This window comes from Burkholderia sp. Ac-20384, assembly GCF_017104605.1.
GTDB classification, from domain to species: Bacteria; Pseudomonadota; Gammaproteobacteria; order Burkholderiales; family Burkholderiaceae; genus Burkholderia; species Burkholderia lata.
Genome location: NZ_JAAGPE010000037.1, coordinates 38,633 through 51,061, shown reverse-complemented (window position 1 = coordinate 51,061; position 12,429 = coordinate 38,633). Strand labels below are relative to the sequence as shown.

The window sequence follows — 12,429 nt, the reverse complement described above, 5'->3', positions numbered from 1 at the left end:
TTCCTCGCACGGCGTCCGCCGAGATCTTCACATTATCTTACCCTCTTTCCCTCCACGACGCTCTTCCGATCTCGCGGCGGGGCCGGTCGGGGCCAGCGGCGCGCGCGGGGCGGCCGGTGCTGCACCGGCGGGTGCGCTGCGCATGCCTGCCTTGGGATCGAGGACGAACTGGACTTCGATCGGCGTGTTCCAGAATTCGCGGGCCAGATCGGTGATCCGTCCCGAAAACTGGCTCTTGACCCAGTCCAGCTTGAAGCGGTTCGGCGCGGCGATGGACAGCGTGTTCGCCGACGCATCGAAGGCCACCGGGGCCAAGGGTTTGATCCACGTCACGTACTGCTGGGGCGTCAGCTCGCGCTCCAGCAGTGCGGAACAGTGTTGCCAGAAATCGTTCATCAAGTAACTGTCGTTTTTTGCGTGCACAGCGCGGCTCGCCGGCGCCCTTGTCGCGGTAGCGCAACAAGGCCCGAAGCGGTCGTGCGAGCGTGCCTCGGACGCCTGCGTCACAGTGTTGGAGGGGCAGGCGCGAGCCGAAGCGGCGTGCGGGATTCTTGGAGATAAGGCGAGATTCTACCGCCAAACGCGGCCACAGAGCGAGTTATCCACAGGCCGGTTGTGTGGGGCGCGGGGCCGGATCGGCCGGGGCGGGCACAGGCGATCGACTCCTAAAGTATTGACCGTCAACAGAAAAACGGTTTAAATAGCGGGTTCCGCGAAAACCAATCCTGTATTCCCGGCGATTGCGTTCGCCCGAATGCCTCCGGTTAGGGCACGCGGTCCCCTGAATTTCGACATTCTCGAACAAGTGAGAACATCATGAAACGTACTTACCAACCGTCCGTGACGCGCCGCAAGCGCACCCATGGCTTCCGCGTCCGTATGAAGACGGCAGGTGGCCGCAAGGTCATCAACGCTCGTCGCGCGAAGGGCCGCAAGCGCCTGGCCATCTAAGGCAGGTTGCGCGCTGTGTCCGCCGTCCGCAGTCCTGCGGAAGGTGCCGTCGAGCCGGGTGCGAATCCGTCGCAGACGAAAGCCGCCTTCCCGAAAGCTGCGCGACTTCTGAAAACGGATGAATTTTCATCCGTTTTTCGTTTGCGCCCGTGGCGGCGCTCCGCGCACTTCGTGATTTACGGCAGGCCGACGGGTGAGTCCGCGCGTCTGGGGCTCGTCGTCGGCAAGAAGTATGCGCCGCGTGCGGTTACTCGTAACCTCGTGAAGCGGCTGGCGCGCGATGCGTTTCGCCTGCGCCGGGCCGAGTTCGCCGGTTACGACCTGCTGCTGCGGCAGCACACGCGCTTCGACAAGAAAGCGCTGCCGAGCGCGGCTTCCGCCCCGCTCGCGGCGATGTGTGCGGCCGAGATTCGCGAACTGCTCGACAGGGCAGTCCGGGAGATCGCCCGCCGCGCGTCGAAGCCCGCGTCCGAGTGACGCATCCGTCCGCGGTGCGGCGTTCGCGCCTGCCCGGCCGGTTTTGACGCGGCGCCGAACGGCGTCGCCCAAGGTATGGAAACGGTATTGATCGCCTTGCTGCGCTTCTACAAGGTTGCCGTGAGCCCTATGCTCGGCAACCGTTGCCGTTTTTATCCTTCCTGTTCGGATTACGCGCGCGAGGCAATCCAGTATCATGGCGCCGCGCGCGGCACGTATCTCGCCGTCAGGCGCGTGTGCCGATGCCATCCGTTTTCCGCGGGCGGCATCGACCTCGTCCCGCCGCCCAACTCCGACACTCGCGCTCGCGGCGAAGCCGACGCGCGGTCCCATCGACTCTGAGACAACGCATGGATATCAAACGCACCGTCCTATGGGTGATCTTCTTCATGTCAGCTGTCATGCTGTACGACAACTGGCAGCGGTCCCATGGACGCCCGTCGATGTTCTTCCCGAGTGCCACGCAGACGGCCCCCGCGGCCGCTGCCGGCGGTGCATCGGGCACGGGCGCGACGACGACGACCGCAGGTGAAGTGCCTGCCGCCGCAGCCGGCGCCGCACCGTCGACGACGGCACCGGCCGCCCAGGCGCAGCTCGTGAAGTTCTCGACCGACGTGTATGACGGCGAAATCGACACGCGCGGCGGCACGCTCGCGAAGCTGACGCTGAAGAAGCAGGGCGACGGCAAGCAGCCCGACCTGTACATCACGCTGTTCGACCACACGGCCGGCCACACGTATCTCGCACGCTCGGGCCTGCTCGGCGGCGATTTCCCGAACCACAACGACGTCTACACGCAGCTGAATCCGGGCACGACGTCGCTGACGGGTGACCAGAACGCGCTGAAGCTGTCGTTCGAATCGCCGGTGAAGGGCGGCGTGAAGGTCGTGAAGACCTACACGTTCACGCGCGGCAGCTACGTGATCGGCGTCGACACCAAGATCGACAACGTCGGCACGGCGCCTGTCACGCCGACGGTCTACATGGAACTCGTCCGCGACAACACGGCCGTCGAAACACCGATGTTCTCGCACACGTTCCTCGGGCCGGCGGTCTACACGGACGCGAAGCACTTCCAGAAGATCAACTTCAGCGACCTCGACAAGAACAAGGCCGACTACGTGACCTCCGCCGACAACGGCTGGGTCGCGATGGTGCAGCACTACTTCGCGTCGGCCTGGATTCCGCAGCAGGGCGTGAAGCGCGACATCTACGCTGAGAAGATCGATCCGACGCTGTACCGCGTCGGCGTGAAGCAGCCGGTCGCCGCGATCGCACCGGGCCAGTCGGCTGACGTGCAGGCACGCCTGTTCGCCGGTCCGGAAGAAGAGCGCATGCTCGAAGGCATCGCGCCGGGCCTGGAACTCGTGAAGGACTACGGCTGGGTGACGATCATCGCGAAGCCGCTGTTCTGGCTGCTCGAGAAGATCCACAGCTACATCGGCAACTGGGGCTGGTCGATCGTGCTGCTCACGCTGCTGATCAAGGCCGTGTTCTTCCCGCTGTCGGCTGCGAGCTACAAGTCGATGGCGCGTATGAAGGAAATCACGCCGCGCATGCAGGCGCTGCGCGAACGCTTCAAGAGCGATCCGCAGAAGATGAACTCGGCGCTGATGGAGCTGTACAAGACCGAGAAGGTCAATCCGTTCGGCGGCTGCCTGCCGGTCGTGATCCAGATCCCGGTGTTCATCTCGCTGTACTGGGTGCTGCTCGCGTCGGTCGAAATGCGTGGCGCGCCGTGGGTCCTGTGGATTCACGACCTGTCGCAGCGCGATCCGTTCTTCATCCTGCCGGTGCTGATGGCCGTCTCGATGTACGTGCAGACGAGCCTGAACCCGACCCCGCCGGACCCCGTCCAGGCGAAGATGATGAAGTTCATGCCGATCGCGTTCTCGGTGATGTTCTTCTTCTTCCCGGCCGGCCTGGTGCTGTACTACGTCGTGAACAACGTGCTGTCGATCGCACAGCAGTACTACATCACGCGCAAGCTCGGCGGGGCCAAGAAGAAACCGGCCTGACGCCCGTTGCATACGTGGGGCGGCATGTTCGCCCCGCGATGCACGAAAAAAAGCCGCATGGTTCGCCCATGCGGCTTTTTGTTTTTTTACGGGGCCGGGCGGATTCAGGCCTTCTTCGATTCGCCCGAGTCGCCGTAGAACTGCTCGACCAGTTCCTGCACGAGGTAGCGATGATGCGGCGACAACGCCTCGATCTTCGACGCGAGTTCGATCGTCTCGGGCGTCGGCGGATAGCGTTCATCGCGCGGGAGCGGTTGCGGCGTCGGGTGTTCGATCACGCTCGGCGACGGGCCGTAATGCAGCCAGTGGACGTCGACGCGCAGCCATTCGGCGAGCGTGGCGAGTTTGTCCGACGTCGGGATCGTGCGGCCCGTCAGCCATTTGTGCGCGGTTTGCGGCGAAACGGGCTGCGCTCCGCGGTGGCGCAGATTGAATCGGTTCGCCAGCTCAGTCGCACCGGTGACCTTCTCCGGGCTGCGCCGCAGGGCGAATTTGAGGCGTTCCGAGAACGCGGCTTTTTCTTCGGATGTCGGCATGGGGGAGATTGTGCAATTTCACCGCCGCGTTTCAGACAACCATTCGGGATAAACGTATCCTATTCAGACGAATCCCGGTCTTGATCGGGGTGTGCAGTGAAATTGAGGGCCACAGCGTTGGGCCGCTCCAGCAGGCATACTCGTCCGAAACGGTGGCTGTGATATGGCGCCGGGTTGATACTTGGCTTATCCCCGGCGGGATAAATTCGAGCGTGTCCGAATCCTGCGCGGCGGCCGGTGGCGCGTGTGCCGGCACGCTACAATGCCGGCGTTCCGATGCCCGAACTGTTGCGCGGGCGCACCACATTCACTTGATCACCCGATTCATCCGATTCCCATGCTCGCTACCGATTCCGATCCGATCGTCGCCATTGCCACTGCTGCCGGCCGGGGTGGCATCGGGGTTGTCCGCGTGTCGTTCGGGCGCGGCGGCGAGGCGGCCGCGTTGCCGCTGATCGACGCGTTGTGCGGGCAGAAGCTCGCCCCGCGCCACGCGAGCTACGTGCCGTTCCTCGACGAGCACGGCGCGCCGCTCGACCGCGGGATCGCGCTGTATTTCCCGGCGCCGCATTCGTACACCGGTGAGCACGTGCTCGAGCTGCAGGGGCACGGCGGGCCGATCGTGATGCAACTGCTGCTGCAGCGTTGCCTCGATGCGGGGCGCGGTTTCGGGCTGCGGCTCGCGGAGCCTGGCGAATTCACGCGGCGCGCGTTCCTGAACGACAAGCTCGATCTCGCGCAGGCCGAGGCCGTGGCCGACCTGATCGAGGCGAGCACCGAAGCGGCGGCGCGGTCGGCCGGGCGATCGCTCGACGGCGCGTTCTCGCGGCAGATCCATGCGCTCGTCGACGACGTGATCACGCTGCGGATGCTGGTCGAGGCGACGCTCGATTTTCCGGAAGAAGAGATCGATTTCCTGGAAGCGGCCGACGCGCGCGGCAAGCTCGCGAAGATTCGTGCCCAGCTCACGCACGTGCTGGGCGACGCGCGGCAGGGGGCGTTGCTGCGTGAAGGGCTGTCGGTTGTGCTCGCGGGGCAGCCGAACGTCGGCAAGTCGTCGTTGCTGAATGCGCTGGCCGGCGCGGAGCTGGCGATCGTCACGCCGATTGCCGGGACGACGCGAGACAAGGTCGCGCAGACGATCCAGGTCGAAGGGATTCCGCTGCACATTATCGATACGGCCGGGTTGCGCGAGACGGAGGACGAGGTCGAGCGGATCGGCATCGCGCGCACGTGGAGCGAGATCGAGCGGGCGGATGTCGTGCTGCATCTGCTGGATTCGCGCAACGGGATGACGGCGGATGACGAGACGATCGCGGCACGGTTTCCGGGCGGCGTGCCGGTGGTGCGCGTGCTGAACAAGACGGATCTGACCGGTGTGGCGGCGTGCGTCGAGCATCCGGCGGCAGAAGGTGATTTGACCGAGGTGCATCTGTCGGCAAAGCGCGGCGACGGGATCGACATGCTGCGCGCGGAGCTGCTGCGGATCGCAGGGTGGCAGGCGGGGGCCGAGGGTGTGTATCTTGCGCGCGAGCGGCATCTGATCGCATTGCGGGCCGCGCAGGAGCATTTGGCCCAGGCGGCGGATCACGCGGAGCAGCGCGCGCAGTCACTCGATCTGTTTGCCGAGGAACTGCGGCTCGCGCAGGAACAGCTCAATGCGATTACCGGGGAATTCACTTCGGATGATCTGCTGGGGGTGATTTTCAGCAGGTTTTGTATCGGGAAGTGATCAGGTCATCCGAACGTACGGAGACACGCAGTGAGCTACACCGAAGGCGTTTGCATCGCTGACGCCAGGCAGGATTGCGATGCGGCAAAAGATCTCGGAGCGGATGGTCGGTCGACCGAATGCCCGCGTACTCCTCAATACGGCTTGATACCAATGCGAAGGTTTGCGCAGGCATAGGCAAGCGAGAACGCCACGAAGACGAAGAGACACGCGGCAACAATTCTGGCGACTCGATGCGCTTTTTCGACTTTCGTAAACAGGACGCTACCGATGAGAACGAGGGCGATGCCGGTGAAAAAGTCGTTGGCGATGCTGCCGAGACTGCCGTCAGCGTGGCTGTCTGCAAAGCTCATATAGTCGTAACTCAGGAGACGGTGCAACTGATCCAGGTTTCGCAGATGAATGAGCGTCCCGACGACAAAGGCGAGTCCGGCTATCGAGATGATCGACGCGGCGGCTGACAACGCAACTTGGGCTCGTGCTTTCATGCTTCATCCCAGTGTGTAGAGGGCCTGCGTCTGTGCGCAGACCAGGATAACGAGCAAGGCGAGAGCGCAACCAAGCGCAGCGGTGAAGTGCTTGGCGTTGCGGTGAGCTCCAAGCACGGATAGGGCGGCCAGCGCACTAACAGTGGCGAGCAACAGCACGTAAAAGCGGCTTGCAAGCAGTTCGGCTTCCGGGATCGCCCGATCGAAGCGATTTGTCCAGTGGTAGGTGATTGCCTTCAGCGTCAGACCATCAGAGATAACCGCCGGTTTGAGCAGCAAGTGGGCGGCAGGGGCACCCGCACCAAGGTAGCAGAGGGTCAGCGCCAGTAATATCACCACAACCCATTTCAGTCTCATAGATTATTGAATTCAGCGAAGTTCCAGCGTACGTGCTTGTTCATCGTTCCCCAAACGTCACTGTCCCAGTTTTGATAGCTGCCGTAGTGGCGCTGATACATCCACTTGCCGCCGCGCTGCTCATAGCTGGCGTCCTGAACGGGGGCGCCCAGATAGTTCGAACTTTCCCGGTTGCCATCGTTAGTTGAGCGCAGCCACGGACCCAGCTCCAGATAGCTGGCCCATTTTCGCTTCGGTGTTTCTCCGGGGCCCGGGAAGTTGCCTTGCATGATATCGATCTTGCCGGGGGCAACGCCAGTCACGACCTGAATATGACCGCTGTTGAATTCAACGAAAAGGTCACCCGGCAGCAGATCGCTGTCCGCTACTGGTACGGAATTCTTTGGTACGTCGGGAGCACCACTGGCATAGGCAACATCGAGGGCAAACCCGGCCGGTGTCGGTGGGGCTGTTTTGCTTCCGGATTTGTAGTCTTGATCGATGTTCTTGAAGATTGCAGATTCGGTCACAATTTTCAGTGGCAGTTTGTTGCGAGAGGCGAACTCGATCAGTACCTCAAATGCGAAGTCCTCGCACGTGAATCGATTCGTCTCGTTGCCGCCCGTAGGTGAGCCATCGATGGGCTCACTGTCCAGTTTGGACATGTTGACCCGGCGGGCCTGTATTTCTTTGGCCAGCGACGATGCTGCGGTGTGATATTTTGCAATCCACTGTGCATTCCAGTGGTTTTGATGAATCCAGTAGATCTTGTATTGCGCCGTGATGGGCTTTCGTTCATTCTTTGGCGTCATCGGGCCGATGGCTAGCTGCATTATTCGTCCCTCGCGATGTGAAGCAGAAATTGAACCTCATGTGCATCGTTGGCAGAGACCAGTTCAGTGATCCCGGCGGTCGACGTAACGCCCTTCACGATCGTTCCATCAGCACTCTTGAGAAGATAGGGCAGGCCCTCGACGGGCTCGCCATCGCTATTGATGATGCGAAAGTGCTGGTCGTATTCATTGAGTGCGTGCTGAATCGATTCGCCATTTTCTGCAAAACCCATACTAGCCAATGCGCCACCCTCGAATTCCTCGAAGATTTCGGATTGAGATGCAATCATGACTGGCGGCGGCGAGCACTTGCACACGCACAAATCGTTTTCCAGTGCGCGCTCTTTTCCCATCATGGAACCAGGCCATCGAGGTCCGCGAGCGGTGATTATGCCCAGTGACTGACAAGCGGGGCATTGGACTTTCGCACCAAGGAACGTGAGTTCGGTGCCGCCATGTGTCATGCCGGGAATTCCATCAATGACAATACCCCCGACTGACGATTTATCGCCGATTTTTAGGTAGCTGCGTCGCATGTCGAGTCACTGAGTGTTGGTGCGAGTGATTATTTATCATGCAGATAATCCGCTGGCAAGAGAATTACTGTTAACTCTTGCGAACTGAATGGCCGAGTGGCTAGAAGGGAAATGTTTGTACGGTTGACCTGATCGTTGCGAAAAATAATTTGATGGCAATCGTCTTGATGGGGCGTTGTCTTAAATGAGTCATGTCGCGGCTAAAGCTGGAAATTTCCGGATGTGAAGATTTACATACGTGGTTTTCAGCGAAAATCTGCATGCGAGATAGCCGCCTGGCAGTGTTGCCGGATGGCATGCCGTCGGACCTAATGCTAAATTTCGCGAGTTGAATTCGCTGTGAGTTGGTGCCGTGTCAAAGTTGCCAGTTGGCAAAGGGCGTAGACGGTCATCGGCGCCGGCCAACCTGATTTGACCTCACCGTACACCGTTCAACCATGCCACTGCACCGCCGCCAATTTCTGAGCTCGCTCGCTGCGCTGCCGATGCTTGCCGCACGTGTCACATCGAGTTCTTCCGTGCCGCCTGGGCCGGCCGATCGCAACGCGATTATCCGCGCCGTCTTTGCCGATGGAGCATCACTTCCCGATCTGACCTCGCGTCACGCCGCGCTGATCAAGAAGCTGCGAGTGATGTGGCTTCCGGTTGAATCCGGTGCGGGGGGGATCGACCCGATGCGCCCGCTGATCGGTGACGGACCTATGGTCGCTCTGGTCAAAGCGGCAATCCAATCCAACGACGAGGCACTTGCCATCCGCACGCTGGCCGAGCTTGGACATCTCGTACCAGTGTTTGTAACGACTGCCGGCACGCTGGCACCCGGGCGATACACAATCCCGCCGGCGCTTCGCAAGCTGTTCGCGTTCAAGGAAAGCGGCGTCGATGCGTCAGGTCGCTTCGAATTTCGCGCCACGCATCTCGCCGTGCTGAGAGGCGCCAACTGGACGACCGCCGATGCGAACTCGATCGACGATGTGCTGGCTGAAGGGGATATCTGGCCGATGCCCTATATCGACGGCAAGCGGCCTTATGGCGATCGCACCTACTATCAGTTCGACATGGCCGAACTGCTGGGCGAACCTTACAAGCGGGACGGGCGAGGCAACCTGATCAAGGATGCAAAAAAGGATGCGCGGCTCGAACGCCTCCATTATGAAACGCGCGCTGCGCTGCAGGTATTTCTGATGCATGCGGAGCTGACTCGCTCGGCCTGATCGTTTCGTGGATCGGGTCGTCGATTCTGCGTCGGGCGATCCAATCGCCGATGCCGACGAGCATCACCCGCTCGCGACGACGCTTCAGCCATCCATCTGCCAAAGCGTCCCGCAATTCACGGCATCAATCCCAATGACGGTGATGGTAATACCCGCCACCACCGTAGTACCCGCCACCATCAGGCACCACGATACAGCCGCTCAACAGCACGGCGACGCCGGCAATCAGCAAAAGGGTCTTCTTCATCGCGTTCACCTGCTTGGGTTCAATATGAAACCCAGCATAGCGAGCGCCCGCAACACCGGCTGTAAGCGATCGTTTCCCTGTTCCGCAATCCGTAACGGCGGATTATTCCGGTCACAATGACCGTAACAAATAGCCAAACAGCAGACGTTTTCAGGCGGTGACGACCCTGTTTCGCCCCGTATCCTTCGCACGATACAGCGCGGCATCGGCGGCTTCGATCAACGCATCGGGTGTCGACAGATCGTCGGGCGACACGGTCGCGCAGCCGACGCTCACGCTCACGCGTCCGGCGGGTGCGGTCGGCATCGCGAGATCGAGCCGCAGCACCGCTTCGCGCGCTTCCTCGGCGACGACCCGCGCGCCGCGCGCGCCCGTGTTCGGCAGCACGATCGCGAACTCCTCGCCGCCGTAGCGCGCGACGATGTCCGCCGGCCGCCGTACCGCGCCGGCCAGCGCATTCGCCACTGCGATCAGGCATGCGTCGCCCTTCACGTGACCGAACGCGTCGTTGTATGCCTTGAAGCGGTCGACATCGACCATCAGCAGCGACAGCGGCTCGCCTTGCCGTCGCGCCTGCAGGAACAGCGTGTGGAAATGATCGTTGAAGTGCATGCGGTTGAACGCGCCCGTCAAGCCGTCGCGTGCGGACGAACGGATCAGCGTCGCGTGCGCCTCGAGCAGCCGCTGGTACAGCATCGTCACTTCCCACGCGAGCACGCACACGAGCACGCCCGGCGTGAACATGCTGAACACGCGTGCGAGATACCAGCCGACCGTGAAGCGATCGGTGCTCATCAGGTTCAGCGTCGTGTCGGTCAGGCACGCGAGCACCGCGATCGCGAGCCACAGGTCGAGCGTCGTGCGCAGCCGGCCGGTGGCCAGCACGGCCACGAGCGCCAGCGCGTTGAGCAGCCACACGACCAGTGCGACGGCGTTGACGGGCAGCACGGCCGCGTCGCCCGGTGGATGAAACGCGGGCGGCAGCGACACGTTCAGCACGAACAGGCACAGCAGCCCGGCAACGACAGCCGGCCCGCCGATCAGCGCGAGCGTCCACCAGCGTGTCTGCCGCGCGCCGATCGGTGCGCGCGCCAGCCGCTCGCGCGCGAGCAGCGCAACCATCACGAAACTCGGGAAGCCGGCATGCCAGAAGATCCACATCCACGCGGCGCTTTGCGGTTGCGCACCGAACAGCCCGTGCGGCGCGAACACGCCGGGAAAGGTGAGCAGCTGCAGCGCGACGGCGAGTGCGGTGAACGCGTAGGCGCCGCCGAGCGCGCCGAGCACCGGCTGGCGCGTCACGGTGAACTGCGCGCCAAGAAAGAACGCCGCGATGCTCGCGGTGGTGAACACGGTGAGCGCACACATCGGCATGAACGGCTCGACGGCCGGCAGCGCAACGTTCGCGTGCGGCGCGGCGATCCCGAGCGCGAGCACGATGACGAGCGCCGTCAGTGCGCCGAACCAGAGCTGACGGCGTGTCGTGTGCTGGATCAGGATGCCTTCCATGGTGTTCCCCGGGCACGTAGGCGGAAACGCCCGGTCTTGCGCCGGGCGACAGGCAACCGGCCGCTGCGCGACCGGTGCGGCCTGATCCTATCGCGTTATGGGTGCGCGCTCAAACCCCGAGGCCCGGGCCGAAGTTGCCGGCGACCCACTGCGTGACGGCGTTGACGTCCGCGTAGTCCTGTTCGGGCAGGCCGTCGAGCATCGACAGCACGTCGTTGCTGGCGCCGGCGTCGCGCGCGGCATCGACGATCGCATCCTTGTTGGCCGGGTAGCGGACGGCCGCCAGCACGTCGGCGATCTGCAGGTCGATCGTTTCGTTGGGAATGTCGTGCGGAGGCTGGGCGGGCTGGTCGTTCACGGCGGCGTCTCGCGGAGTGAGCGGGTTGGGCGGCTGGTGCGGTATTCGGGTGCGTAACGGGGCGCGTTGTGCGTTCACCTGCCAGGGCGGCCGGGCCGGCACGCGCCGCGGACGAGCGGCGATCGACTCAATGCTCGCGTCGCACGCGGCGCCACGGATGCTTCCAGTCGATGTGCGGTGCGTTTTCGTCGCGCGGATGCTGGCGCCGATGTTCCTGCCAAAGTTCGTCGGAAAACAGCGCCGCTACGATGACGAGCGGCAGCACGAGGAATATTCCGAGTATGACTTGCTCGAACACGATAGCCTCCTTGCGGTGGCAGGAACCCTTGCTCCCATTCTAGGCTCTGAACTTCGCCCGCGTTCAATTTCTTACAGTGCGAAACAGGCCCGGATGCGGCCTTGCCGCACGTGCGCCGGCATCAAAAAGGACATGAACATGCAACTCCAGAACGATACCAACACGCTCGCGCTACGGCCGCTGGAGCGCCAGGACCTGCGCTTCGTCCACGAGCTGAACAACGACGCAAAAATCATGCGCTACTGGTTCGAGGAGCCGTACGAAACCTTCTCGGAACTGTCACAACTGTACGACCGCCACGTGCACGACCAGCGCGAGCGCCGCTTCGTCACGGTCGACGCGCAAGGCGAGCTGGTCGGCCTCGTCGAGCTGATCGAACTCGACTACATCCATCGCCGCGGCGAGTTCCAGATCATCATCGCGCCGCAATGCCAGGGGCGCGGCTATGCGGGGCAGGCGACGCGCCTTGCGATCGAGTACGCGTTCAAGGTGCTGAACATGCGCAAGCTGTACCTGATTGTCGATACGTCCAATGCGGCGGCGATTCACGTGTACGAGAAATGCGGATTCCAGCACGAGGCCGAATTGAAGGAAGAATTTTTCGGAAACGGCGCGTATCACAACGCTTATCGCATGTGCATTTTTCAACGCGATTATTTCGAGCACCAGCAATCCACTCCAAATAAGGCAGGGTAAACACGCTGGCGAAAGGCGCTTGCGGCGGGGCTTCCGCGGGCGCCGAAACCATGCGGAGAACTACGGATAAATACGGATTCGCTTATACCTGGCATTTTTCTTGTATCAGGTAAATGCGATTCCGCGTTGCGGTAAAGTCGAATCGTTTCGGATGACTTTATGTGCAGCGCATCAAAATGATCCGGATAGCGAAATGGATT

General features: G+C 62.2%; 15 protein-coding genes and 1 pseudogene. 7 read left to right on the top strand and 9 right to left on the bottom strand.

Annotated elements, in window-relative coordinates; all coding sequences use genetic code 11:
• Positions 1–72: 72 nt before the first annotated feature.
• Positions 73–396 (bottom strand): annotated as a pseudogene (locus G3O00_RS10245) (DnaA N-terminal domain-containing protein); the annotation flags it as partial.
• A 420-nt stretch (positions 397–816) separates the two neighbouring features.
• On the opposite strand from G3O00_RS10245, the gene rpmH reads away from it, so the two are divergent.
• The 4 genes from rpmH (at position 817) to yidC (ending at position 3,446) form a co-directional block, all read left to right on the top strand.
• Positions 817–951 carry a 50S ribosomal protein L34 gene (gene rpmH, locus G3O00_RS10240; RefSeq protein ID WP_004198824.1) on the top strand — a complete coding sequence of 45 codons (135 nt, stop codon included), beginning with the start codon at positions 817–819 and terminating at the stop codon, positions 949–951.
• A 15-nt stretch (positions 952–966) separates the two neighbouring features.
• Entirely contained in the window at positions 967–1,428 is a 462-nt protein-coding gene (gene rnpA / locus G3O00_RS10235; RefSeq protein ID WP_206142891.1) for a ribonuclease P protein component, read from the top strand.
• Positions 1,429–1,503: 75 nt separating this feature from the next.
• A complete protein-coding gene (gene yidD / locus G3O00_RS10230; RefSeq protein WP_006750110.1) occupies positions 1,504–1,770 on the top strand; it encodes a membrane protein insertion efficiency factor YidD in 267 nt (88 codons plus the stop codon).
• Between the two features lie 8 nt (positions 1,771–1,778).
• Complete coding sequence (yidC, locus tag G3O00_RS10225; RefSeq protein WP_011353615.1) at positions 1,779–3,446, top strand: membrane protein insertase YidC; 1,668 nt, start codon at positions 1,779–1,781, stop codon at positions 3,444–3,446.
• A gap of 104 nt (positions 3,447–3,550) precedes the next feature.
• Here yidC and G3O00_RS10220 read toward each other — a convergent pair whose 3' ends face one another.
• Positions 3,551–3,982: a transcriptional regulator gene (locus G3O00_RS10220; protein WP_011353614.1), complete on the bottom strand. Its 432-nt coding sequence runs from the start codon at positions 3,980–3,982 to the stop codon at positions 3,551–3,553.
• 337 nt (positions 3,983–4,319) lie between these two features.
• On the opposite strand from G3O00_RS10220, the gene mnmE reads away from it, so the two are divergent.
• Positions 4,320–5,714, top strand: coding sequence for a tRNA uridine-5-carboxymethylaminomethyl(34) synthesis GTPase MnmE (gene mnmE, locus G3O00_RS10215; RefSeq protein ID WP_206142890.1), 1,395 nt, complete (start codon positions 4,320–4,322; stop codon positions 5,712–5,714).
• Between the two features lie 134 nt (positions 5,715–5,848).
• Here the strand turns inward: mnmE and G3O00_RS10210 are convergent, their stop codons facing one another.
• Genes G3O00_RS10210 through G3O00_RS10195 form a run of 4 tightly spaced genes read right to left on the bottom strand, consistent with a single transcriptional unit; the run spans position 5,849 to position 7,907 of the window.
• Positions 5,849–6,202: a hypothetical protein gene (locus tag G3O00_RS10210; protein WP_174933722.1), complete on the bottom strand. Its 354-nt coding sequence runs from the start codon at positions 6,200–6,202 to the stop codon at positions 5,849–5,851.
• 3 nt (positions 6,203–6,205) lie between these two features.
• Complete coding sequence (locus tag G3O00_RS10205) at positions 6,206–6,559, bottom strand: hypothetical protein (RefSeq protein WP_174933724.1); 354 nt, start codon at positions 6,557–6,559, stop codon at positions 6,206–6,208.
• Positions 6,556–7,371 (bottom strand): hypothetical protein, encoded by an 816-nt coding sequence (locus G3O00_RS10200; RefSeq protein WP_174933726.1) that lies wholly within the window; start codon positions 7,369–7,371, stop codon positions 6,556–6,558. Before G3O00_RS10200 ends, G3O00_RS10205 begins: the two co-directional genes overlap by 4 nt.
• On the bottom strand, positions 7,371–7,907 hold the full coding sequence (locus G3O00_RS10195; protein ID WP_174933728.1) for a PAAR domain-containing protein: 537 nt from the start codon (positions 7,905–7,907) through the stop codon (positions 7,371–7,373). The genes G3O00_RS10200 and G3O00_RS10195 overlap by 1 nt, the downstream gene beginning before the upstream one ends.
• A 437-nt stretch (positions 7,908–8,344) precedes the next feature.
• Between G3O00_RS10195 and G3O00_RS10190 the strand changes: the two genes are divergently transcribed.
• Positions 8,345–9,121, top strand: a complete 777-nt coding sequence (locus G3O00_RS10190) for a hypothetical protein (protein ID WP_241025073.1) — start codon at positions 8,345–8,347, stop codon at positions 9,119–9,121.
• A gap of 124 nt (positions 9,122–9,245) precedes the next feature.
• Here G3O00_RS10190 and G3O00_RS43925 read toward each other — a convergent pair whose 3' ends face one another.
• The 3 genes from G3O00_RS43925 to G3O00_RS10180 all read right to left on the bottom strand — a co-directional run bounded on the left by G3O00_RS43925 (position 9,246) and on the right by G3O00_RS10180 (position 11,235).
• Positions 9,246–9,368: a hypothetical protein gene (locus G3O00_RS43925; protein WP_021157980.1), complete on the bottom strand. Its 123-nt coding sequence runs from the start codon at positions 9,366–9,368 to the stop codon at positions 9,246–9,248.
• A 150-nt stretch (positions 9,369–9,518) separates the two neighbouring features.
• Positions 9,519–10,877: a sensor domain-containing diguanylate cyclase gene (locus G3O00_RS10185; RefSeq protein ID WP_011353610.1), complete on the bottom strand. Its 1,359-nt coding sequence runs from the start codon at positions 10,875–10,877 to the stop codon at positions 9,519–9,521.
• Positions 10,878–10,986: 109 nt separating this feature from the next.
• Positions 10,987–11,235 (bottom strand): DUF2795 domain-containing protein, encoded by a 249-nt coding sequence (locus G3O00_RS10180; RefSeq protein ID WP_011353609.1) that lies wholly within the window; start codon positions 11,233–11,235, stop codon positions 10,987–10,989.
• 436 nt (positions 11,236–11,671) lie between these two features.
• Between G3O00_RS10180 and speG the strand changes: the two genes are divergently transcribed.
• Positions 11,672–12,229 (top strand): spermidine N1-acetyltransferase, encoded by a 558-nt coding sequence (gene speG / locus G3O00_RS10175; protein ID WP_011353608.1) that lies wholly within the window; start codon positions 11,672–11,674, stop codon positions 12,227–12,229.
• The last annotated feature ends 200 nt before the right edge of the window (positions 12,230–12,429 follow it).